We start from the raw sequence: 22,226 nt of genomic DNA on the forward strand, positions 1-22,226 counted from the left end.
TACGTCCAACGGCTCCGGACACCTAGCCAACGCTCAGCTGTGACCTACCAAGGCGGGTCCATCTTGAAGACTGGACCTGCACCCGCTTCTCTGTAGTTGCTCTAGCCACACTTGCCGGACACCCCGTAGGCGTGACCAAAGTGGGCCCTTGTGGATATCTTGCGCCACAGATGGCGGACGGCAGCCACGCTTGACGGACGCGATTGCCACAGATGCCGGACCGTACCGCCACACCTGGCGGACGGGATTGCCACAGATGCCGGACGGAAAACGCGCTAAGCCGTTGATCTATAGAGAAAAAGCTGAATGCAAAGTCTCTAAAGCTCTCAAGGATAGTGAAGATCTGGACCTGACTTATCCACAGATACCGAAAAGCAAGGGCTGTCCGGCAAGTGTGGCAATCGCGTTGGTTGTGCCTTCGATTTGTAGATTTGTCTTCTAAGCTCCGTCAGAACCTACAATGCTGGCTAAACCAGTGTTGGAGGCTACGTGACGAACATCCTTGTCGAGGGACGAGAGCAAGTAGAACTTGCAGATATCGGTGTGCAAGCCGAACGCGCCAAGAAGATCCTGGCCAAGGTCCGGAAGGCAATGCTAGCTCCGAATGCGCAGAAGGAGCCTCCGCACTTCTCCCCGGCACAGCTCGGCAGCCTGGTCAACCTGGACACTCGCCAGATCGACTATCGCGCCAAGAAGGGAGGCACCCTGCCCGCCGGCGGGCTGAACTCCGCGGGCACTCGTCGTGAATTCAGCTTGCCAGATGTGCGGGCCTGGACGCGGGAGCTTCGCACCGGACGGATGCGTCCGCCAGGCGCCGAGGCAATCACAGTCGCGGTCGCCAATTTCAAGGGCGGCGTCACCAAGACTACGACCGCAGTGACGCTTGCTCAGGGCCTGAGCATTCGTGGCCACAAGGTCTTGGTGATCGACTGCGATCCACAAGGCAGTCTCACCACCCTCTTCGGCATCCTGCCTGACGCCGAGGTCGAGGCCGAGCACACGATCTTGCCGCTGTGTTTGGGTGAACAGGAAAGCGTGGAGTACGCGATCCGCTCGACGTACTGGGACGGTATCGACCTCATTCCAGCGACGTCGGTTCTCTTCAGTGCCGAGTTCGCGCTTCCAGGCCGCCAGCGGGACGAGGGTCAGCGCTTCCAGTTCTGGAACGTACTGCACTACGGCATCGAGCAGGCTCGTCAGACCTACGACGTGATCATCATCGACACGCCCCCTGCCCTTTCCTACGTCACCATCAACGCCATGATGGCCGCTGACGGGATCATCACCCCTCTCCCGCCCAACGCGCTCGATTTCGCGTCCAGCGTTCAGTTTTGGGACCTGTTCTATGACCTGACCAAGGAGTTGGTTGCCCGTGGCAAGTCCAAGCGATTCGAGTTTGTTGACGTGCTGCTGTCCAAGGTGGATGCGAGCGACATCGCAACCAATGTCGTGCGCGAGTGGATCAGCGCCGCCTACGGTTCGAAGGTGTTGCCCATAGAGATTCCAAAGACGGCAACGGCCGCGTCGGCAAGTGCGGAGTTTGGGTCGATCTATGACATGAAGCCTGGTTCAGCCGGCAGCAGGACCATCAAGCGGGCCGTAGACGCCTATGACCAGTTTGTCGACATCGTTGAAGGCCAGATGGTGAGCGCCTGGCTGAGGCAAGTCACGAAGACGGAGGACGCGGAATGAGCAAGCTAACCGACAAGGCCAAGAGCATCAGCTTCGATGACGAAGACGAAACGCCGGCCGCCGCGCCGGCGCCGGTTGATCGGCCCCGCACGGCAATGGGTGCGATTTCCGCGTCGATTGCGATGGGCCGCGGGGTCGAGGCAGAAAACCGCGACCTGCGCGCGAAGCTTGAGCGGTTCGAGGACGCCACCATCGTCGAGTTCTTGGATCCGAAGCGGATCAAGCCGAGCCGCTTTGCGAACCGGCACGAGCTGTCGTTTGCGGGCGCCGAGTTCGAAGGCTTGAAGGCCGAGATTCAGGCGGCTGGTCGGAACGTGCAGCCGATCAAAGTCAGGCGGGTAGGGCAGGGCGGTGACGGGCAAGATGAATACGAGATTGCCTTCGGCCATCGACGGCATCGCGCATGCCTTGAGCTTGGGATTGCCCGTGGCTGCGATCGTCGAGGTGCTCACCGACGCTCAGCTCTTCACAGAGATGGAGCGCGAGAACCGGGAGCGCCAGGACCTTTCGCCCTGGGAGCAGGGTGTCATGTACAAGCGTGCGATTGATGACGGCTTGTTCCCTTCGCTCAGAAGGCTGGCTACCTCGATCGGCGCTCAGGTCGGCAACGTCAGCACTGCGATCCAGTTGGCGTCACTGCCGCCCGAAGTGATCGAGGCTTTCCCGAGCCCACTTAGCCTGCAGTTTCGATGGGGCACTGCGCTGAAGGCCGCGATCGACAAGAGCCCCGATGATGTTCTGGCTCAGGCGCGCGAACTTGCGGCGATGACCCCGAAGCTCGCCGGCCAAGGAGGTCCTTGCACGACTCACCGGCGCGGGTGCCTCGACTACACGCGAGGCTCCGGTGCAGATCACATCCAAGGGCAAGGTTGTCGGTTTCTGGGACAAGGACCCAAAGGGCAACGTCTCCGTTCAGATCAAAGCGGGCGGCTTGTCTGCTGCCAAAGAGAAGCGATTGCGGGAGTTCCTGGAGAAGCTCTTCGATTGAGCTTTTGCTAGTGAACCAGAGATCTATGAGGGGGCCTGTCGGCCCCCTTTGCTTTTGGCTGTTCTACGGTAGAACGCCCACCAAAACTTGCGAGATCCCGCCCAGCGGGGATGCGCTCCGCGATGTCCGTTCTACCGTAGAACACCCAGATCGCCCGCTGTGGACACTTCGATTGTCTTGCCGATAGCCGTACATGAATGTACTATGATTGACATACATGGAGGTGTGTATGTCCCAAGCCCAAGAGCCCGTCACGATCAGCATCCGCGCCAAGGCAGGGCAGCGCGACCTGATCGACCAGGCCGCCGACCGCCTGGGCCGCAGCCGCTCGGACTTCATGCTCGAAGCCGCCTGCAGGCAGGCCGAGGACGTGCTGCTCGACCAGACCTACTTCGCTCTGGACGCGAAGAGGCTTTGCCGCCTTCCAGGACATGCTCGACAACCCGCCCGCGCCCACTGACCGCCTGCGCCGCACCCTCAAGGCCCAAGCGCCCTGGGACACGGCTGCGGCCACGGCAGCAAAGACTGCGAGCCGCCGCGGGAAGTGACCGTGCCGATGCTCTCGGCGCCGCAGCCGCTGAGCCGAAGCAGCACCAACTCGCCGACTTCGACAGCGGCGAGCCGTCGCTGGACGACTGGCTGAAGCGGCGCGCGGCGAAGAACCAGGCCAATGGCTCGTCGCGCACCTACGTCGTGTGCGAGGGCGAGGCCGTGATCGGCTACTACTGCCTGGCCGCCGGCGCCATCGGCCACGCCGACGCGCCGTCCACCGATGAAGCGCAACCGGCCCGACCCGATACCTGTGCTCGTCCTCGGCCGTCTGGCCATCCACAAGGATCACCACCAGAAGGGCATCGGCACCGCGCTGCTCAACGACGCCATCCGGCGCGCGATTCAGGCCGCCGACATCGCCGGCGTCACCGCGCTTCTGGTGCACGCCATCTCGGAGCAGGCCCGGCGGTTCTACCGATCTCGCGCGGCTTCATTGAGTCGCCCGTGAAGCCCATGACCCTGTGCCTGATGCTGGCCACGGTCGACCTGGCTCTGCGTGAACCATAGCCGCCGCCACGCGAGCACACCATGAGCGACCGCAAACCTGTCATGAAGCGCAAGCCGGTGGCGACCCGGGCTGTCGCCAAGGCCGAACCTATCGACCTGGTTGAAACTTCTTTCGCCGAGGTCGTCGGCCTCATTGAGCAGGCCCGCCAGCGAGCCTATCAAGCAGTCAACAGCGAACTCGTCGGTCTCGTACTGGCGCATCGGCGAGTACATCAGCGCCAAGTTGGCCGCGGCCGTCTGGGGTGAGGGCGTGGTGGATAGCCTGGCGCAGCACCTCGCGCGCACGATGCCAGGGCAGCGCGGCTTCACGCGCCGAAACCTGTTTCGGATGAGGCAGTTCTTCGAGGCCTACAGCACGGCCGACAAGAAAGTGACAGCGCTGCTGACACAACTGCCGTGGACCCACAACCTGATCATCCTGACCCAGTCCAAGCGCCCCGAGGAGCGGGAGTTCTACCTGCGCCTGGCGGTGCAGGAGAAGTGGACCAGCCGCGAGCTGGAGCGCCAGTACAGCCTGGGCACTTTCGAGCGCGCCGTGCTGAGCCCAGCAAAAGTGTCGGCAGCGCTGACACAAATGCATGGCGCCGCCGCTGGCGAGCGCCTTCAAGGATGCCTACTCGGTCGAGTTCCTCAACCTGCAGGCCGGCCATACCGAGGCCGACCTGCACAGCGGCCTGCTGGGTCAACTTCGCACCTTCCTCATCGAGCTGGGGCGCGACTTCTGCTTCGTCGGCTCGGAGTTCCCGGTGCAAGTGGGTGGCCGCGACTTCGCGCTCGACCTCCTGTTCTTCCATCGGGGCCTGAACTGCCTCGTGGCCATCGAGCTCAAGGTGGATCGGTTCGAGCCCGAGCACCTGGGCAAGCTGAACTTCTACCTTGAAGCGCTGGACCGCGACGTGCGCAAGCCGCACGAGAACCCAGCCATCGGCGTGCTGCTGTGCGCGTCCAAGGACAGCGAGGTGGTGGAGTACGCGCTCAGCCGCATCGCTGTCGCCGGCGCTTGGTGGCGCAGTACCAGACCCAGCTGCCGGACAAGCAGATGCTGGCGGCCAAGCTGCATGAGTTCTATGCGTTCAACGCATCGGTCGCTGAGGTTGAAGTTGAGTCTGCGCCGGTTGTTTCCAATCGGGATCGACAGAAGAAGAGCGGCGGCCCGAAGTGATCGTGAATCTCATGCAGCACTACCAAGGCAAATCGCAGTACCGCAATGACTTCACGAAGAGGGCTGAGGACAGGAGCCGTGCCAATACACTGAGAGGGGAGGGTGAGGTGCCCACAGACAAAGCCACTCTTGCTTACTGAGTGAAGCCCTCTTCTCAGCCCAACAGCTTCGCTGCGGGCGCCCCGCAAGACCTATCTCAACACCAGAGCTCATGACAATCAAGACCCTGTGCACTCCACGCGGATCCGTGTTTGCGGCAGATCGTCGCGCCACGGTGTTGAGCCTCGATACCTTTCTTAAGGGTAAGGTGCATGGCGGTGAGTTCTTTGACGAGAACTACTTCACCAGCGGGCATGCATGATGCTGGTTCGACCGAGCACTTCAGGCACCTGTCGGGTAGCGGCGCGGGGTCCGTCCGTGTTCTCTGCTTGTCGCAGGCTATGGGTGGCGGCAAGACCCACAGCATGATCGGCCTTGGGCTGCTGGCACAGGGACCCGGAACTGCGGCGTCGGAGTGCTGGGAGACAAGGATCCGGCACCTAAGCTCGGCCGTTGCCGCGTGGTCGGGTTCAACGGGCGCAGCACCGATGCGCCCGGCGGCATCTGGGGCTCAATTGCTGAGCAGGTGGGCAGGGCAGAGCAGTTCGCGCGCTACGTTTCTCCCACTGCTGCAGCGCGCCCGGGCCCGGAGGCCTGGAAGCAGCTGCTCGGCGGTGATCCGTTGGTGCTTGTTTCTGGACGAACTGCCGCCGTACCTGGAGTACGCGGTGGCGGTGCCGGTTGGCAACGCCGACCTTGGGCGTGGTCACCACCACGGCGCTCGCGAACCTTGTTCGTCGCAGTGGCCGAGATGGACAACGTCTGTCTGGTGCTGTCCGATTTGGCGGGCACGAACTTCAGCATCGGCCAGAGCCAGTCTTGCAGGCTGCCTTCGGCCGTGCCGTGCAGGGCATCGGCGCCGAGGCCAAGCGCATTGCGGTGCCCATCACGCCGGTGAACCCCAACGGGGACGAGCTGTACCACATCCTTGCGCAAGCGGCTCTTCGAGGGCGTGGCGCCGACGGTCTGAAGGTCGAGGCGCGTTGCTAGCAGCCTACCGCGACGCCCTGCGCGACGCCGCGCGCATGAACCTGACGACCTACGACGCCGGAGTCGCTGCACTACGCGCGTGGTCGATGCCTATCCCTTTCCACCCGGATCTGCGCGAGCTGGTCGGCAAGTTCAAGGAGAACGACGGGTTCCAGCAGACGCGGGGCGTCATCCGGCTTGATGCAGATGGTGGTGTCGGACCTTTGGAACATCGGGCAAGGCTGACGGCCAAGGAACTGATCTATCCCTACGACATCGATCTCAACGTCGACGAGACTGGCGTCCGGAGGTGCGCACGATCAACCCGTCGCTGAGCGAGGCCATCGCGCACGACATCGCCCACGGCGGCGATGCCAGAAGTCGAGCAGATCGACCTCGCTAACGGCAACGCGGATGCCTCGGAAGCGGCGCGCCTGATACTCGGTGGCTTCGCTTGTCCACGACACCTGGCGCGATTCACGGACTGCGCGAGTACCATCCCTCGATCCGTCGTACGTCGAACGCAACCTGCGGACCTCGGTCGACATCGCCACACCCACGGACTCGACGACCGCGCAGGCAGCCGCCGAGCGCCGCGCGGAAAAGCTGACCGACACGCTGAAAGCGGACGGACTCACCCCGAGCGCACTCGAAGGCCTCGGAGACCAGGCGTGGTTCGCCACGCGCCCCTCGACCGACGGCGCGCAGACCGAGACGGCGATCGTGGCACGCTGGCGCAATGCGGTGGTGCTCGTGCGAGCCTCCCAGGCCGGACTCATCGAGGACCGCTATGCCGAATTGGTACGCCCGGACGCGGTCGAGTCAGCCGTCGTCGGCGCCGCCCGCGAGATCCTCGCAGCATTGGGTGCGCCCGCGAAGGCGCCCACCCGAGGCAAGGACGGACCCCACACCGCCACTTCGGACCTGTGCAAGAGCGTGGCCACGGCCGCCAAAGACCTGGTCGAGGACGCGCCCAGCGTGGCCACGACCCCTCGCCAGTCGCAGAGACGACTGAGCGGCTGCCACTGGGGCACGTTGAGTTCGGTCTACCCCTACCTCACGGTCTCGGCGTACGCGGTGCCACCGTCGGCAGCGACGGGTCAAACCGCAGTGCGGACGGCCGCCGCGGCCTTCGCCGCGGACGGTCGTGACGATGTGATCAAGGGTCTCGGCGACGAGGCCGAGGCGTGGGGCTTCCAGGCCGAGGGCGGTGGCGCGAACAACCAGGTAGTGACGGCGCGACAAGGCAACCTGCTCGTCACCGTGCAGTACGGCGACGACCGGCCCCCAGCCGAACTGAGAGCAGCCGCCGTCGAGATCGTGCGCGAGGTGCTCAGCCGGGCGTCATGACCCGTCGGCGAGGTTGCGCAGCAACAACGCCTCGGCCAGGACGACCCGCTCGAACTCGGCCAGATGCAATCCCTCGTTGGCGCCGTGTGCTCGGGTGTCGGGGTCCTCGACACCGGTGACCAGCACGCTCGCCTCGGGGAACGCGTCGAGGAACTCCGCGATGAAGGGGATCGACCCGCCCACACCCATATCGATGGGCGCGGTGCCGTCCCAGGCTTGGGTGAACGCGGCGCGCGCCGCGTCGTACGCCGGACCCGTCGCGTCGATCTGGGTCGCCTCGCCTGTGTCGACCACGGTCGTCTCCAGCGTGGCTCCCCAGGCGACGTGCTTTTCCAAGTGAGCCTGGAGCCGCGCCACCGCGTTGGCAGTGGTGTCGCCCGGCGCGATCCGCAACGAGATCCGGCAGCGGGCCGCCGGGACCAGGGTGTTGGACGCGCCTGCCACCTTGGGGGCGTCGAGGCCCGTGATGCTCAACGCGGGCTTGGTCCACAGGCGCTCGACGGTCGAACCGCTGCCGATCCATTCGATCCCGGAGGCCGCACCCGACTCGGCACGTAGGCGCGCCTCGGGGTAGTCGACGTCGGCGGCGGGACCGCTGAACAGGCCTTCGATCACGAGGTTTCCCTCGTCGTCGTGCAGCGTCGAGATAAGGCGTGCCAGCGTCATGATCGAGTCGGGCACAAGTCCGCCCCACATGCCGCTGTGCACGGCGTGGGTGAGCGTGCGTACCTCCACGTCCATCCGCACCAGACCGCGCAGGCTGGTGGTCAGGGCAGGCACCCCGATGTCCCAGTTGCCGGAGTCGGCGATCACGATGACGTCGGCGCGCAAGTCCTCCTTGAAGCGCTCCAGCAACGCGGGCAGGGTGTCGGAGCCGACCTCCTCCTCGCCTTCGACGAACATCACCAGGTTGACCGGCAGGTCGTCACCGAAGATCCGTACGGCACCCAGGTGGGCCACGATCCCGGCCTTGTCGTCGGCGGCACCGCGCGCGTAGAGCCGGCCGTCGCGCTCGGTCGGTTCCCACGGCGGGGAGTCCCAGTCGGCGTGATCGTTCTCGGGCTGGACGTCGTGGTGGGCATAGAGCAGCACGGTCTTGGCGCCCTCGATCTTGCTCGCCTTGTGCGCGATCACCGCCGGCGCGACACCGTCGTCGTGCGCGGTCACGATGCGGGCATCGAAGCCCTCCGCGGCGAACAGGTCACGGACAGCCTCCGCGCTGCGCTGCACCTCGGCGGCGCGCTCGGGATCGGCGCTCACCGACTGGATGCGTACGAGGTCCTCCAGGTCGCGGCGCAGGCCGGGCAGCACCTCCTGCACATTGGCTTGCAGGGTCGCGTCGTCAGCATGCGTCGTCATGAGCGCCACGTTAGCGGGCGTCGCGCGGGGATGATTCGCCCCGATTGACGCGTGGTGCCACGATGGCCCGATGAGCGAGGAGATCACGCGTCACCAGACGCGGTCGGCGGCCCACATCGAACTCACCGAGGGCTATGCGGCGCACAACTACCACCCGCTGCCGGTGGTGCTCTCCTCCGGCGAGGGCGCCTGGGTGACCGACGTGGACGGCAAGCGCTATCTCGACTGCCTTGCGGGGTATTCGGCGCTGAACTTCGGGCACTCCAACCCACGGCTGCTCGCCCGGATGCACGAGCAGATCGACCGGCTCACGCTGACGTCGCGGGCCTTCTACAACGACCAACTCGGCCCGTTCGCGCGCGACCTCGCGGCGCTGTGCGGCAAGGAGATGATCCTGCCGATGAACTCCGGCGCCGAGGCCGTGGAGACGGCGCTGAAGGTGGCGCGCAAGTGGGGTTACCTGGTCAAGGGCGTGCCCGAGGGCCAGGCCGAGATCGTCACGATGGAGGGCAACTTCCACGGGCGTACGACCACGATCGTCTCCTTCTCCACCGACCCCGATGCGACCCGCGACTACGGCCCGTTCACCCCCGGCTTCTCGGTCGTCAAGTACGGCGATCTGGAGGCGTTGGAGGCCACGATCACTGACCGCACGGTCGCGATCCTGCTCGAACCGATCCAAGGCGAGGGCGGAGTGGTGATCCCGCCCGAGGGTTATCTGCGCGACGTACGCACGCTGTGCAGCCGGCACGGCATCTTGATGATCGCCGACGAGATCCAGTCGGGGCTGGCGCGTACGGGCAAGACGTTCGCGTGTGAGTACGAAGACGTCGTGCCGGACGTCTACATCCTCGGCAAGGCGCTCGGCGGTGGCCTCTATCCGGTGTCGGCTGTCGTGGCGGACCGCGACGTGCTCGGCGTGATCACGCCTGGCACCCACGGCTCCACTTTTGGCGGCAACCCGTTGGCCGCCGCGATCGGGCACGAGGTGTGCGCCATGCTCGCGACTGGTGAGTTCCAGCAACGGGCTCGCGTCTTGGGTGAGCGACTGGAAGCCGGGCTCACGCCCCTGTTGGGCAGCGGTCTGGCTGCGGTGCGCGTACGCGGTCTGTGGGCTGGTCTCGACATCGACCCGACCGTGTCCACTGGTCGCCACGTCACCGAGGCGCTGCTCGGTCGCGGCATCTTGGCCAAGGAGGCGCACGGTCAGACCGTCCGGCTCGCGCCGCCCTTGGTCGCGTCGGAGGACGACATCGACCTGCTGATCAGCCAGATCACGGCCGTGCTGGCTGACCAGCACTGACCCATGCGTGTCTCGGGGTGGGTCGGCGGCGTTCTCACTGCCGCGTTGCTCACTGCCTGCGGTGCGGGTCAGGAGAATCCGGCCGACAACGGGTCGGTCGAGGCGACCCCTGCGTCACTGGTCTGGGTGATGTCGCAGTTGCTCGATGCCGAGCCGCTGGACGTCGATGTCTCGCAGGACGCCGACTCGATCCGCGGGTCGATGAGCCCGACGACGACTTCCACGCTGCGGATCGGACTGCGGCGACTCGACAAGTCGTCGCCGCTGCCTGCGTCGTGCTCGGACTTGGAGGCACCGCAGCAGTGCGCCGAGGTCGACGGCGCGATCGTCACCTGGGATCTCGAAGAGCCCGAGGAGGACCCCGGCCTGATCGACATCGCCCTGCCCAAGGGTGACTCGGTGGCGTATCTGTCCTACAACGGTGAACCGATCACGAGAAACCCCGTGGAGATGCTGACGCTGCCCTATTCGGTCAAGCGCCTCGTCGCAGTGCTCAAGGATCCACGCATCGACTGGCTCACCACGCAGAAAGCCGTCATGGCGGGATCAGCCCTGACCTCGGCAGGCGAGGAGTCCACCGAGCTGACGCCGCAGGCACTCGTACACCTCTTTGCCGACGCCACCGGCAACACGACCAGGGAGGCGACAGGCGAGACTCGCACCGAGGACGGGGAGCTGTGGATCGAGGCGGGCCTGTGGACCGACTCTGACGAGTACGCCCTGATCAAGGTGCACCAGACCAGTTCGGCCACGGCGTACGCCAACCAGAGCGCCTGCGACGAACGCTTCGTCAAGACCGGGATGGTCGGCGAAGAACTCTATGCCTTCGACGACTGCCAACGCCGCCACGGCACCGTGATCTATTTCAACGAGCCCACCGCTGCCACCGCGCCGGGAAACCTGGAGATGGTGCTGGCCAAGAACGGCGACACCATCGTCGAACTCGACTATTACGGCCTGCCGACGACGTACAAGTTGGGCAAGCTCAATCCCGATCTGTCGTTGGCCGCGTTCGCCGAACTCCTGAAAGACCCACGGGTCGCGTTGGTGACGACCGCCGAGGTGATCGCCGCCGCCGAGGGGATCGAACTCTCCGAAGACATCCCCGATGCTCCGGGTTGGATCTACTGATTTTTGGGCTCGTGGAGGGGGAGGTACGCCGTGAGGTCGGTGCGTTCGCCGCTCGCGCGGACGCGACCTGACCCGACGGCCTCCGCCCAGGTCAGGTTGCCCGTGGCCAGGGCGATCCACGTGTCGGCGTCGGTCTCGATGACCGCGGGTGGAGTGCCGCGGGTGTGGCGTACGCCGGGGATCACCTGCGCCGCCGCGTGGGGTGGCACGCGCACCTCGACCGAATTGCCGGGCGCGCGTTCGGAGAGCACCGCGAGGAAGTGCTTGACCAGCATCCGGGTGGTCGCCCGGTCGCGGCCGTCCCGCGCCAGGGCGCCCTCGACCTCATCGGCACTGGCGCGACGCAGTCGACCGGGCACGGCGGGCTCCTTGGAGGGGGGCGGCGGGAGGCATCAAGTGTGCGCCTACACCGATTGGCCACCCGATTGTCCCCTAGGTTTCCAGGATCTCGACGATGTCGGCCCAGGCCGGACTCGTCACGTCGATGACCCCGAAGTGCCCGCCTGTGACTTCGACCAAGGTCGCGCGCGGACCAGCCCGCGCCACGTACGCCTCCGACTGCCCGAACGGGACATCTTCGTCGTCACGCGCGTGCACCGCCCACAGGCGTACGTCCAACGGCAACTGCCTGCTCGGGTCCGCCAGGCCGAGCGTGTCGTCATCGACCACGCCGAGGAATCGCTCGACCGCGCCGGAGCCGAGGCCTGCTTGATGCGCTGCCGCCAGGTCGAGTACGCCCGCCTGCGAGATCACCTCTGTCAGCCGAACCCGGGCGTCAGACCACGGCGCCAGCCGGTGACGACCGGCGGCCCACGCCGCCAACTGCCCACCCGCGGAGTGACCCAAGGTCACGACCGTCGAGAGATCGAGGTCGGTGTCGGCGAGCAGATCGATCCCAGCGGAGATGTCGTCGAGAGTCTGCGGCACCCCTCCCCCGTTGCCGACCCTGCGGTATTCGAGGTTGAGTGCGGCCCAGCCACGGCTGGCCAGGTCGGCTGCGAGCGGACGGCCGAGCGAGCAGTCGTACGCCTCCTTCCAGAAGCCGCCGTGGATGACCACGACCACCCCACGCGAAGGCCCGTCCGGCTCAGTCAGCTCCGCAAACTGTGAGGCGTCCGGCCCATAGGTCAACCGCCGCATCAGACTCCTCGGCCCGGATCGGGCAACAGCACCGAGAGGAACACGTACGTCTCCCCATCTTCGCGACCGCGGGTGCGCTCGCGCCAGCGATCCAGCACCGCGGACAGTTCGTCGTTCAGCTCCGCGGCGTCAGCCGCATCGAGGCGAAGTAGCGAGTCACCGATCCCCACGTACGCACTCTCGCCGGACTCGCGTTCGCCCCCGGGATAGGAGTACGCCGCCCTCACCACCGCTTGTGCCCACGCCTGACTCTGCCGGCTCCACACGGCCATCGCGGCACGGCCCTCTGGGGTGGTGGCCATGCCCTCCACCTGGACCTTGACGCCGTCGTGGGAAACCGCACGCCAGAAGCGATCTCGCCGGTCACGACCCACCTCGGGGTCTACTTCGATCAGGCCATATCGGGCCAACTGCCGCAGATGAAAGCTGGCGCTGTTGGCCGCGACGCCCAGCCGCTTGGCAACGTCAGCCGCACGCATCGGTCCGGACGAGGTCAGCTCGTGCAGGATCCGCGAACGCAACGGATGCGCAATAGCCCGCAAGACAGTCGGATCTTGAACCGGTGGAGGCACGCCACAACTTTAGCAACACTTATTGCGCAATGAATCTTGCGCAACTACTGTGGTGAACGTGCCCGGCTTCAGAGCGCTCGCTCGCAACCGCGACTTCACCTTGTTGTGGTGGGGCGACACAGTCAGCGAACTCGGCGCCAAGGTCACCGGGTTCGCGTTCCCACTCGTGACCTATGCAGTCACCGGCTCAGTGGTCGCCGCAGCCTGGGTCGAAGCCGCGTTCCTGCTCGGCTGGGTCGGCACCCTGCTCCCCGGAGGCGTGATCGCCGACCGGGTCGACCGGCAACGGTTGATGCGCAACGCCAGCGCTCTGGGCCTGCTGGCGGCGGCCTCACTGGCGGTCAGCGCGGGACTCGACGCTCTGACACTGCCCCACCTGATGCTGGCTGCCTTGGCCATGGGCTGCGCAAACGGACTGATGGACCCCGCACAGGCCAGCGCGATCCGCACCATCGTCGATCAGGACGACCTGCCGACTGCGCTGAGTCAGGTGCAGGCTCGCCAGCATGTGGCGAGTCTGGCGGGCGGCCCCTTGGGCGGCGTGCTCTACACGATGAGCCGATGGTTGCCCTTCGCAGTGGACGCCGTGGTTATGCCGTCGCGATCCTTACCGTGACGAGACTGCGTACGAACCTAGGGCCTTCGTCGCGCACCGCCGATTCCTCGTGGCGGCGCGACATCCGCGAGGGCTTCAGTTGGATGTGGCAGCGGCCATTCTTCCGGGTGCTGCTGAGTTGGGCGGCCGTCAACAATCTGCTCGGTGATGCCGTCTTCTTCGTCGTGTTCTTGCGGATGATCACCGAGGGGTACGCCCCCACCGCGATCGGCTTGGTCTCGACCGCCGCCGGCGCCGGCGGGCTTATCGGCGCCGCGCTCGCTCCGGCGATCGTCTCGCGGTTGGCAACGGGGCGGCTCACTGTGCTGATCGCCTGGCTCAGCGCGCTTCCCCTGATCCCGCTGATCTGGTGGGGCTCCCCCGCGGTGGTCGCCGCCGTGACCTTCTCGCTGCTGTTGATCAACCCCGCAGGAAATGCCGGGATCTCGGCCTATCGGATGGCGATCACGCCGGATGCACTGCAGGGCCGGGTCTCGGCTGCCTCCAAGTTCCTGGCGTTGTCGGTGCTGCCGCTTTCTCCGTTGTTGGGCGGCTGGCTGCTGCATGCGTACGGCAGCGCAGTCGCCATCGCGGCGCTGATCGCGGGATCAGCCATCTGCGCGACCCTGGTCACCGCGAGCCGGTCGATCCGCGAGGTTCCGCGCCCGGACCTGTGGCCGCAAGTCGCCGATCAGGGGGGTTAACCCTACCGACAGACAGGGGCGTTGCCGCCTAACATCCTGTACGCACGCGGGGTGCAGCGCCGGGGGGGCGTTGCGTCGCGAGCACCACGAGCCGATGAGGCGGGCGACGCCGGGGAGCGCCCGTCACATCCGCTTGCTCATGAACGTGGTTTCGAGACGCGGCCGTGGGCCGCTCCTCAACCACCGGGGTGGGCGCGGTTTCTCAGACGCGGCCGTGGGCCGCTCCTCAACCGAGGTCAGGCCAGGGCGTTCGGCAGCGTGGCCGCCCAGGTCGCACGCAGTTCGTCCAGCCCGATGCCGAACTGGTTCTCGACGACCAGTTCGTTGCCGCCCGTACGCCCGATCACGCGAGCCGGCACTCCGAGCGCACCCGCCATCGTGAGCAGGGCGTCGAGGCGTTCGTCGGTGGTGGTAGCGATCGCGCGTGCGGCAGTTTCGCTGAAGAGGTCCACGAACGGGTCGTCCAGCGTCACCCGGGCGCCGATCCCGCGCCGCAGCGCCGCCTCGACGAGTGCCTGGGAGAGCCCGCCGTCGGACAGGTCGTGGGCCGAGGTCACACACGCCGCCGAAGACGCGTCGATCAGCACCGTGGCCAGGGCTCGTTCGGCGCGCAGATCCACGCGCGGTGGCAACCCGCCGAGGTGCGAGTGCACGACGTGCGCCCACTCCGAGCCGCCGAACTCCTCCCGCGTCTCGCCCAGCAGCACGATCGGCTGATCCGGCGCCACGAATCCGGTGGGCGTACGGCGGCGTACGTCGTCGATAACGCCCAACACCGCAACCACTGGCGTGGGCAGGATCGCGGTCTCGCCGGTCTGGTTATAGAGCGAAACGTTCCCGCCCGTCACGGGAATGGCGAGCTCGGCGCACGCGTCCTTCAGGCCCCGACACGCCTCGGCGAACTGCCACATCACCGCCGGGTCCTCGGGCGAGCCGAAGTTGAGGCAGTCGGAGATCGCCAGCGGGGTGGCGCCGCCCGTCGCGACGTTGCGGTACGACTCGGCGAGCGCGAGTTGAGCACCGGCGTACGGATCCAGTTTCGCGAAACGACCGTTGCAGTCGGTCGAGACCGCGACGCCGAGATGGGTGTCCTCGTCCACGCGGATCATCCCGCTGTCCGACGGCTGTGAGAGCACGGTGTTGCCCTGGACATAGCGGTCGTACTGGTCGGTGATCCACGACTTGTCGCACAGATTCGGCGAGCCCGCCAACCGCAGCACGTTCTCGCGCAGTTCGTCGCCCGTGCTCGGGCGCCACAGTCCGTCGGGGACGTTCGCCTGGAGGTCGTCCTGCCAGTCCGGGCGAGCGTACGGGCGCTCGTACGTCGGTCCGTCGTGCGCGACACTGCGCGGGGGCACGTCGACGACCCGCTCGCCATGCCAGTCGATATGCAAGCGCCCGGTGTCGGTAACGGTGCCGATCACAGTCGCCTCGACGTCCCACTTGGCGCAGATCGTCAGGAACTCCTCGACATCGGCGGGCTCGACGACCGCCATCATCCGTTCCTGCGACTCGCTCATCAAGATCTCTTCCGGCGCCAGCGTGGGGTCACGCAGGGGCACGAGTTCGAGGTCGACATGCATGCCACCGTCACCGGCGCTGGCCAGTTCACTGGTCGCGCACGAGAGCCCGGCGCCGCCGAGGTCCTGGATGCCGGCGACGACGCCGGCCTTGAAGAGTTCGAGCGTGCACTCGATCAGGAGTTTCTCCATGAAGGGGTCGCCGACCTGGACGCTGGGCCGCTTGGTCGGTCCGGTCTCGGTGAAGGTCTCGCTGGCCAGAACCGACACCCCGCCGATGCCGTCGCCGCCCGTGCCCGCGCCATAGAGGATCACCTTGTTGCCTGCTCCGGACGCCTTCGCCAGGTGCAGGTCCTCGTGGCGCAGGACGCCGATGCAGAGAGCGTTGACCAACGGATTGCCGAGATAGGTCTCGTCGAAGACCGCCTCGCCGCCGATGTTGGGCAGGCCCAGGCAGTTGCCATAGCCGCCGACGCCGCTGACGATCCCGGGCAGCACCCGTTTGGTGTCCTCGGCATCGAGCGGGCCGAAGCGCAGCGGGTCCATCACCGCAACGGGCCTGGCGCCCATCGCCAGGATGTCGCGGACGATGCCGCCGACTCCGGTGGCCGCTCCCTGATAAGGCTCGACGTACGACGGATGGTTGTGCGACTCGACCTTGAACGTGACCGCATAGCCCTGACCGATGTCGATCACGCCCGCGTTCTCGCCGATGCCCGCCAGCATCTTCCCGCGCGGGGTCTCCTGGATGAGTTCGCCGAACTGCTTGAGATGCACCTTGGAGGACTTGTACGAGCAGTGCTCACTCCACATCACCGAATACATCGCGAGTTCGGCGCTGGTGGGTCGACGGCCGAGGATCTGGCGGATCTCGTCGTATTCGTCAGCCTTCAAGCCGAGTTCGGCCCACGGCTGCTCGTGGTGGGGGTCCTGGGCAGCGGCAGAAACAGTGTCGAGCACGGTGCCAATCTAGTCGGCCCCGCTCCGCGTTCTGACTGGCGTCCGAGCTCAGCGGACTCTTGGCTCGCGATCGCGGGATCTCGTCACTTGTACGCCGTTAAGTCGTCGCTCACCACCAGGATCAGATCATCGACCGGACGGATGACGAACGAGTCGTTGGACCCGCCCAGGGTCTTGCTCCACTTCGGTGACGTCTCGTCGACGTCTCGAAACTCCAAGACTCCGTCAGTCAGGGCGTAGAAGCCATTGGACACACCCGTCAAGGTTGTCGAGGAGCCAAAGTTGTCGATGACTTCGAGGGACGCGTCAATGAGCCGGTCGCCCCCGGAGTCGTACAGATAGGGGTCGCCCTCGATGGACAAGGGCTCGGCAAAGAAATAGTCGTCGCTGTCGACCACGACTCGGCCCACCGCCTCGCCTTCTCGGTCATAGAAGGTGACCTCGCCGTCCTCGTACTCGTCGTCCGAGGTGCTCTCAAGCATCAGCAGGTCCCCGAAGAAGCCGTTGTTGACGCCCGAATCCTGCTTGGCCCACAAGATGGCGCCACTGTCGAGATCGAGCGCCGCAACCTCGTACTCGCCCTTGGCCGCGAGCGCGGTGTCCCCCACATATGCGGAGACAACCGCGTAGTCCTCGCCCAGGTCCAACTCGGTATCAGTCGACCAGAGTTCTTCGCCGTTCTCGGGATCGACCCGAGTGATCGTCGAGTCCTCCAGCGCCAAGAGGACGTGCCGATTGAACGAGACTTGCTCTGTTTCGTAGGTCCAGGTGGGCTCGCCGGAGTCGAGATCCATGCCGTGCAGGACCGCTCCCTCGTCGACGTACTCCCAGGTCACGGCCGTATCCCCGACGACCGTCGGAGCGACCGAGCGTTGCTGCCAAATCTCCCTACCGTCGCTGGCATCTAACAACTGCACCGTGATCGTGTCGGCGTCTTCCTCAAACCAACTGACCAGCACTCGGTCATCACCGCCGACGAACTGGAACTCGGGATAGCCCTCGGGTTGCGAGGCTCGCCACTTCTCCTTGCCGTCCTCATCCAGGGCGATCAGTTCGCTGGAGCCGCCCTCGACGGTAGTCATCCCCACGAGGATCCGGTCCCCGCCGAACACCACATTCCCGGCACCCATTCCAGGCTCCGCGAAGTTCCACGCGCGTTCCGGTTCTTCGTCCGCCCCACGGGCCTGCGCCGCCACCGCGTCGGGGGCGTTGGAGTCCGTCCCGGTCAACCTCGGGAGCACCACGGTAAAGGCGAGGACCAACGCCAGGGCCGCGGCCAAGGCGCCCGCCACCAGCATCAGCACCAAGCCGCGGCGCGATTTGGGGTGCGCAGGCCCCTGAACGGACCCACCGTGCTGGGCTGGGGCTTGTTGATATGCGGCTTGCCGTTGCTGGGCCTGCTCGAGGAGCGACTGTGTTCTCGGCGTCGCACTGGCAGGTTGCCCCGGCGCCTCGGCGACAGGGGTCCCGCAATGGCCACAAAAGCGCGTTCCCGGGTCCAGTTCGGTCCCGCATCCTCGACAGTGCGTCACGACCGCATCGTCACAAGGTCAGCGTCAACGGGGACCGAAATCCCGGCCATGAGCGCAAAGAACCCCCAAAAAGGGGAGGCTGCCGGAGATGGATTCCACGGCTGTCCAGGTGCGGCTCGGGCTAACTTCCGACTACACGCTCGGAAGGACGTCCCATGGAACAATTCTGCCGAAACTGCGGTGCTCGCAACACGGGCACCCGCTTTTGCGGCAGTTGCGGCACCCCCGCTGTCGCGACTGCTCCGAACGCGGCACCGACTGCGCCCGCCGCGCCTGCGCCGCCTCCGACGGCCGCTCAGCGGCCACCGTCCCCTCCCGCGACGCCGCCGAGTTCGGCTCCCATTGAGCAGACCGTGGTGTCAGACTTCGCCACCCGAGCAGCCCGCGGGGATGCTGCGCCGCCCGCTCCCGCACCGGCACCCGCAGCGCCACCAGCAGCCCCATTGGCGCCACCGCCCATAAGCCAACCCAGAAGCCAACCCGGATTCCAACCCGGCGATCAGCCGGGAGATCAACCCTGGTACCAGTCAGCCGGCCAGGCGCCGCCGCCGCAGGCGTACGCCCCGCTCCCCACGCCGGACCTCTCGGCATTGGCCAAGAAACTCTCCTGGTCGGACTTTGCGCGCGACGCAGGTGCGCTGTTCTGTCTCTTCGCCAGCCTGGCGATGCCGTGGGACCTTGACGACGACGGGGCGGGTCACTGGTGGGTGGTGCTCGGCGTCCTGATCGCAGCGCTTGCCCTGGGGGTGCCGTACGTACGCCTCCTCGCCCCGGGCCTACAGCCCGCGGCCATCGGCCTGATCAAGGCCGCGCTCGGGTTGCCCTTGGCAATGGGCATCCTGCTCGCGGTGGGCAACGAATTGATCAACATCAACGACCTCGGTGAGGGCGGGATCGGGACCGGCGTCGGCATGGCAATGGCCGGGCTCTTCCTTGCGATCCAGCCTCGCCAGACCGAGGACGATCCGCTCAGGGGCTCGGGATGGGTGGCGGCGGCCAAGATTGCGGCCGTTCTGGCGTTGGTGTCCGCTGCGGGGTACAGCGTGCTCGGCCTGTGGGGGATCCGCGACGTCGGCGATTACGTGGGCTGGGACTACTTCGCCTGGATCATCTTAGGAACGCTGGTGGTCACCTTGATCGTCCATGTTCCGGCCGCGCTCTCGATGCTGTCGTCCCACCCGGGTGGGCCGGTGCTGATGGCAGTGCTCGGCTTCACGGTGCTAGGCGTCTCCTTGCTGGCCCGCGGCCCGGGGAGCGACAGCTTCGAGGGGTACGACCTCTTGATGGTGAACGACGTGGAGAAGTGGAACTCTTTGCAGGGTGGGGTGCTTGCCATCGGGGCGGCTGCGGCACTCGCGGTCGCGCGTCCGGTCGTCGCCCGAGTCAGGCAGTACGACCGTCAGGCGGGCTTCGTGGCCACCGGCAAACTGCTCCTGCTGACCCCGATGCTCGGTGCGATCGCCTTCACCCTGAGCGTGGCGTTCTCCATCGTCCTGTTGGGCGATGTCACCAGCACCAGCGCCGGCAAGGCAGTCGGGCTGTTCTTGTCGCTGATCGCCACAGCCATGGCGATCACGGCGACGCTGATACTGAGAGGCTCCGCAGGCCGGAAGGTCGCGATGGTGATCTCCGCGGTCCTTGTGGTGCTCTGGACAGTGGTGGTCGCCGTACTCCGGGACCAGGACGGCACCTCCACGCTCCTTGCTCGCGACGTGGCCTGGCTGTTCACCATCCCCACCGCGGCGCTGATCTACCTCGCGTTGCCCAGCGTGCCCCGGCTGATGGCGAATCTTCAGGGCACCGCCACACCCGTTCCCCAGGCAGCACCACCAGGGCCTTGGACGGCCGGTCCCGATTCGCCCGACCGCTGACGTCGAAGGAGGTCCCATGGCAGCGAATGACTTCTGTGTGGACTGTGGCGCCCGCTCCACTGGCGCCGCGTTCTGCGAGAACTGCGGTCGCAGACAAGAGGTGGCCGCGCCACCCGCCGCATATAGTCCGGCGCCGCCACCAGTTCGCAGAAGCGGCGTGGGGCTGATGGCCCTGGTGGGCGCTTTGACGGGTCTGCTCATCGCCGTTGTGATCGGCGGCGGATGGTGGTTGTGGCAACAGCGCGGTGATGACGGCACTCCCGCAACGGCGACCAGTGAGACACCCGCCCCGGAGGAGACCCCGGAGGACGACACGTCGCCTGATGCCGAGGTTGAGCCCACCGAGGAGACCACGACCGCCGACGCTTACGAATGCTGGGACGGCTCCACCGCCGAGGACGCATCCTCCTGCGGCGAGCCAACCGGAACGGAAGGCCTGATGTGGGTGTTTCCTGACCTGGCGACCGACTCCTCGTGTTTCCAACGGCCCAGCGACGACCTGTCGGTGGGTGCCATCGATTCCTGGGAGTGTCCGGTCGACGACTACGACACCGGGTATGTCCGCTACACCTGGTGGCGCTCGATCAACGAGATGTTCGAGCTCTACTGGGACTCGCTACAACTCCGAAAGCGACTGCAGCGGCGATCGGGCTGTGTGGTACGGCCGCGGCACTCCGGAGCGTACGTATGACATGTCGACCGCCTACTGCGACTATCCGTTCTCGTTCTCGATCGTCTCGCAGACCAAGGCGGCTCGCGGCTGGATTCTGGAGGGAACCACGCTGCGCCCAGCCACGGACTTCCTCGGCTGAACGCGACGACGGCTGTGGCCAAAGTGGCTGGTGAGGTTACGGTGTTCGCTACCTCGCTGGCCGACCCGGAGAATCCCCATGCCCAGATTGCCGCTGCGATTCCTTGCCGCGTGCGCAAGCCTCGCGCTGACAAGCACCCTGTGGGGGCCACCAGCACAGGCCGATAATCCCGTCACTCCGGGCAACATCACCGGCTACGGCTTCGACCAGTGCCTGGCACCGACCCAGAGTGCGATGGACCGGTGGATGAAGTTCTCGCCGTTCCTGGCCGCGGGCATCTACATCTCCGGGAAGTCGCGCGCCTGTCGCGACCAGCCGAACATCACGCCTGAATGGGTCGCGCGCAACCTGGCCATGGGCTGGCGCCTGCTGCCGATCACGTTGGGCCCGCAGGCCTCGTGCCTGGCCCGATTCCCGCGCTATTCCGACGACTACTCGATCGACCCGACGCCTGGGGCCGATAGGTCGTACGCCAAAGCGACCGCCCAGGGCGTACTCGAAGGCAATCAGAGCGTCGCGGACGCCAAGGCGCTGGGCTTCGCGCCAGGCAGCACCCTCTGGTACGACCTCGAGGGATTCGACATCAAGAACACCCACTGCCGGGAGTCGGCGCTGCGCTTCACCTCTGCCTGGGTGACTCAGGTGAAGGCGGGCGGCTACGTGGCCGGCTTCTATTCCAGCGCGAGCTCCGGCATCAAGATGCTCGATGACGCGCGAGTGCTGCGTCCCGGGAAGTTCGCGCTGCCCGATCAGGTGTGGATCGCGCGCTGGGACGGGTACGCCAACACCTCGACGTCGTACATCCGTGACGACGGCTGGCGACCCGGCGGCCGAATGAAGCAATACCGCGGTGGTCACCACGAAACCTGGGGCGGCGTCACGATCAACATCGATTCCAACTACCTCGACCTGGGACTTGGCTCGGTCGCCGCGCCGGAGACCCACTGTGGTGGAGTCGCGGTGGATTTCGCTCGTTATCGCCGAGTCCGTACGAGCACCGATCCGGCAGTCCTCGCCGCGCTCAACTGCCTGCTGTCCGAGCAGGGAGTGTCGCAGCGGATCCGGCCACGCCACCTGAAGCAGCGTGCGCTCCCAGAGACGACGCTGGCCTGGCTGCAATCCCGAGGATTCCCGGCGAGCAAGAACTGGAAGCGAGCCCACTGGGTCGCCCTGCTCTCCGCCGGAGACCGCACCATCGTGAAGGTCGGCTCCGCTGGGCCGGCCGTACGCCGCCTGCAACGGGCGTTGAATGCTGCTGGGAACGCCCAACTGACCGTGTCGGGGACGTTCGACGCAGCCACCGATGCGGCTTTGCGTGCCTGGCAGTCGGCCGCCCGAATCAAGGTCACGGGCGTGGCTGCCCCCAAGACCTGGCGGCTGCTTCAGCGCGGGGTCCTACGCCGCTGAC

General features: G+C 66.2%; 22 protein-coding genes. 15 read left to right on the forward strand and 7 right to left on the reverse strand.

Annotated elements, in window-relative coordinates:
* Positions 1–489 precede the first annotated feature (489 nt).
* Positions 490–1,692 carry an AAA family ATPase gene (locus V9G04_11850; protein MEI2713948.1) on the forward strand — a complete coding sequence of 401 codons (1,203 nt, stop codon included), beginning with the start codon at positions 490–492 and terminating at the stop codon, positions 1,690–1,692.
* A gap of 5 nt (positions 1,693–1,697) precedes the next feature.
* On the opposite strand, the gene V9G04_11855 is transcribed toward V9G04_11850, so the two are convergent.
* Positions 1,698–2,144 carry a hypothetical protein gene (locus tag V9G04_11855; GenBank protein MEI2713949.1) on the reverse strand — a complete coding sequence of 149 codons (447 nt, stop codon included), beginning with the start codon at positions 2,142–2,144 and terminating at the stop codon, positions 1,698–1,700.
* Here V9G04_11855 and V9G04_11860 point away from each other — a divergent pair.
* From V9G04_11860 to V9G04_11890, 7 genes are all read left to right on the forward strand, one after another.
* Entirely contained in the window at positions 2,119–2,691 is a 573-nt protein-coding gene (locus V9G04_11860; protein MEI2713950.1) for a hypothetical protein, read from the forward strand. The genes V9G04_11855 and V9G04_11860 overlap by 26 nt on opposite strands.
* Before the next feature lie 218 nt (positions 2,692–2,909).
* Complete coding sequence (locus tag V9G04_11865; protein ID MEI2713951.1) at positions 2,910–3,140, forward strand: DUF1778 domain-containing protein; 231 nt, start codon at positions 2,910–2,912, stop codon at positions 3,138–3,140.
* Positions 3,141–3,452: 312 nt separating this feature from the next.
* A complete protein-coding gene (locus tag V9G04_11870) occupies positions 3,453–3,680 on the forward strand; it encodes a GNAT family N-acetyltransferase (GenBank protein MEI2713952.1) in 228 nt (75 codons plus the stop codon).
* Positions 3,681–3,760: 80 nt separating this feature from the next.
* Entirely contained in the window at positions 3,761–3,985 is a 225-nt protein-coding gene (locus tag V9G04_11875) for a hypothetical protein (GenBank protein ID MEI2713953.1), read from the forward strand.
* A gap of 332 nt (positions 3,986–4,317) precedes the next feature.
* Complete coding sequence (locus tag V9G04_11880; GenBank protein ID MEI2713954.1) at positions 4,318–4,950, forward strand: PDDEXK nuclease domain-containing protein; 633 nt, start codon at positions 4,318–4,320, stop codon at positions 4,948–4,950.
* 1,075 nt (positions 4,951–6,025) lie between these two features.
* Positions 6,026–6,304 (forward strand): hypothetical protein, encoded by a 279-nt coding sequence (locus V9G04_11885; protein MEI2713955.1) that lies wholly within the window; start codon positions 6,026–6,028, stop codon positions 6,302–6,304.
* A gap of 109 nt (positions 6,305–6,413) precedes the next feature.
* Positions 6,414–7,319, forward strand: a complete 906-nt coding sequence (locus V9G04_11890) for a hypothetical protein (GenBank protein ID MEI2713956.1) — start codon at positions 6,414–6,416, stop codon at positions 7,317–7,319.
* On the opposite strand, the gene V9G04_11895 is transcribed toward V9G04_11890, so the two are convergent.
* Positions 7,314–8,678, reverse strand: coding sequence for a dipeptidase (locus tag V9G04_11895; protein MEI2713957.1), 1,365 nt, complete (start codon positions 8,676–8,678; stop codon positions 7,314–7,316). The genes V9G04_11890 and V9G04_11895 overlap by 6 nt on opposite strands.
* A 70-nt stretch (positions 8,679–8,748) precedes the next feature.
* On the opposite strand from V9G04_11895, the gene rocD reads away from it, so the two are divergent.
* Both rocD and V9G04_11905 read left to right on the forward strand, forming a co-directional pair.
* A complete protein-coding gene (gene rocD, locus V9G04_11900) occupies positions 8,749–9,981 on the forward strand; it encodes an ornithine--oxo-acid transaminase (protein ID MEI2713958.1) in 1,233 nt (410 codons plus the stop codon).
* A gap of 3 nt (positions 9,982–9,984) precedes the next feature.
* Positions 9,985–11,112 carry a hypothetical protein gene (locus V9G04_11905; protein MEI2713959.1) on the forward strand — a complete coding sequence of 376 codons (1,128 nt, stop codon included), beginning with the start codon at positions 9,985–9,987 and terminating at the stop codon, positions 11,110–11,112.
* On the opposite strand, the gene V9G04_11910 is transcribed toward V9G04_11905, so the two are convergent.
* From V9G04_11910 to V9G04_11920, 3 genes are all read right to left on the reverse strand, one after another.
* Positions 11,106–11,471 carry a sterol carrier family protein gene (locus V9G04_11910; GenBank protein MEI2713960.1) on the reverse strand — a complete coding sequence of 122 codons (366 nt, stop codon included), beginning with the start codon at positions 11,469–11,471 and terminating at the stop codon, positions 11,106–11,108. The two genes, V9G04_11905 and V9G04_11910, sit on opposite strands and share 7 nt — an antisense overlap.
* Before the next feature lie 73 nt (positions 11,472–11,544).
* Positions 11,545–12,252, reverse strand: a complete 708-nt coding sequence (locus V9G04_11915) for an alpha/beta hydrolase (GenBank protein MEI2713961.1) — start codon at positions 12,250–12,252, stop codon at positions 11,545–11,547.
* The gene (locus V9G04_11920; GenBank protein ID MEI2713962.1) at positions 12,252–12,824 is read right to left on the reverse strand and encodes a helix-turn-helix domain-containing protein; all 573 of its coding nucleotides are present in this window, start codon (positions 12,822–12,824) and stop codon (positions 12,252–12,254) included. Before V9G04_11920 ends, V9G04_11915 begins: the two co-directional genes overlap by 1 nt.
* 58 nt (positions 12,825–12,882) lie before the next feature.
* On the opposite strand from V9G04_11920, the gene V9G04_11925 reads away from it, so the two are divergent.
* Together V9G04_11925 and V9G04_11930 are read left to right on the forward strand one after the other, a co-directional pair.
* Positions 12,883–13,440 carry an MFS transporter gene (locus tag V9G04_11925; GenBank protein MEI2713963.1) on the forward strand — a complete coding sequence of 186 codons (558 nt, stop codon included), beginning with the start codon at positions 12,883–12,885 and terminating at the stop codon, positions 13,438–13,440.
* Entirely contained in the window at positions 13,386–14,123 is a 738-nt protein-coding gene (locus V9G04_11930) for a hypothetical protein (GenBank protein MEI2713964.1), read from the forward strand. Before V9G04_11925 ends, V9G04_11930 begins: the two co-directional genes overlap by 55 nt.
* Before the next feature lie 236 nt (positions 14,124–14,359).
* Here the strand turns inward: V9G04_11930 and purL are convergent, their stop codons facing one another.
* The gene (gene purL / locus V9G04_11935; protein MEI2713965.1) at positions 14,360–16,603 is read right to left on the reverse strand and encodes a phosphoribosylformylglycinamidine synthase subunit PurL; all 2,244 of its coding nucleotides are present in this window, start codon (positions 16,601–16,603) and stop codon (positions 14,360–14,362) included.
* An 83-nt stretch (positions 16,604–16,686) separates the two neighbouring features.
* Entirely contained in the window at positions 16,687–17,901 is a 1,215-nt protein-coding gene (locus V9G04_11940; GenBank protein ID MEI2713966.1) for a PQQ-binding-like beta-propeller repeat protein, read from the reverse strand.
* Between the two features lie 590 nt (positions 17,902–18,491).
* On the opposite strand from V9G04_11940, the gene V9G04_11945 reads away from it, so the two are divergent.
* The 3 genes from V9G04_11945 (at position 18,492) to V9G04_11955 (ending at position 22,225) form a co-directional block, all read left to right on the forward strand.
* The gene (locus tag V9G04_11945) at positions 18,492–20,006 is read left to right on the forward strand and encodes a hypothetical protein (protein MEI2713967.1); all 1,515 of its coding nucleotides are present in this window, start codon (positions 18,492–18,494) and stop codon (positions 20,004–20,006) included.
* Positions 20,007–20,022: 16 nt separating this feature from the next.
* Positions 20,023–20,697 (forward strand): hypothetical protein, encoded by a 675-nt coding sequence (locus V9G04_11950; protein ID MEI2713968.1) that lies wholly within the window; start codon positions 20,023–20,025, stop codon positions 20,695–20,697.
* Positions 20,698–20,896: 199 nt separating this feature from the next.
* The gene (locus tag V9G04_11955; GenBank protein ID MEI2713969.1) at positions 20,897–22,225 is read left to right on the forward strand and encodes a glycoside hydrolase domain-containing protein; all 1,329 of its coding nucleotides are present in this window, start codon (positions 20,897–20,899) and stop codon (positions 22,223–22,225) included.
* Position 22,226: the final 1 nt, after the last annotated feature.

Origin of the sequence: Nocardioides sp., assembly GCA_037045645.1 — a bacterium.
Lineage (GTDB): Bacteria > Actinomycetota > Actinomycetes > Propionibacteriales > Nocardioidaceae > Nocardioides.

Bases quoted from the DNA above. Each gene is read 5' to 3' on its own strand.
- V9G04_11865 (MEI2713951.1), top strand. From the start codon at position 2,910: ATGTCCCAAGCCCAAGAGCCCGTCACGATCAGCATCCGCGCCAAGGCA.
- V9G04_11880 (MEI2713954.1), top strand. From the start codon at position 4,318: ATGGCGCCGCCGCTGGCGAGCGCCTTCAAGGATGCCTACTCGGTCGAG.
- V9G04_11915 (MEI2713961.1), bottom strand. From the start codon at position 12,252: ATGCGGCGGTTGACCTATGGGCCGGACGCCTCACAGTTTGCGGAGCTG.
- V9G04_11905 (MEI2713959.1), top strand. From the start codon at position 9,985: ATGCGTGTCTCGGGGTGGGTCGGCGGCGTTCTCACTGCCGCGTTGCTC.
- V9G04_11895 (MEI2713957.1), bottom strand. From the start codon at position 8,678: ATGACGACGCATGCTGACGACGCGACCCTGCAAGCCAATGTGCAGGAG.
- rocD (MEI2713958.1), top strand. From the start codon at position 8,749: ATGAGCGAGGAGATCACGCGTCACCAGACGCGGTCGGCGGCCCACATC.
- V9G04_11875 (MEI2713953.1), top strand. From the start codon at position 3,761: ATGAGCGACCGCAAACCTGTCATGAAGCGCAAGCCGGTGGCGACCCGG.
- V9G04_11950 (MEI2713968.1), top strand. From the start codon at position 20,023: ATGGCAGCGAATGACTTCTGTGTGGACTGTGGCGCCCGCTCCACTGGC.
- V9G04_11885 (MEI2713955.1), top strand. From the start codon at position 6,026: ATGAACCTGACGACCTACGACGCCGGAGTCGCTGCACTACGCGCGTGG.
- V9G04_11940 (MEI2713966.1), bottom strand. From the start codon at position 17,901: ATGCTGGTGGCGGGCGCCTTGGCCGCGGCCCTGGCGTTGGTCCTCGCC.
- V9G04_11930 (MEI2713964.1), top strand. From the start codon at position 13,386: ATGGTTGCCCTTCGCAGTGGACGCCGTGGTTATGCCGTCGCGATCCTT.
- V9G04_11870 (MEI2713952.1), top strand. From the start codon at position 3,453: ATGAAGCGCAACCGGCCCGACCCGATACCTGTGCTCGTCCTCGGCCGT.
- V9G04_11955 (MEI2713969.1), top strand. From the start codon at position 20,897: ATGCCCAGATTGCCGCTGCGATTCCTTGCCGCGTGCGCAAGCCTCGCG.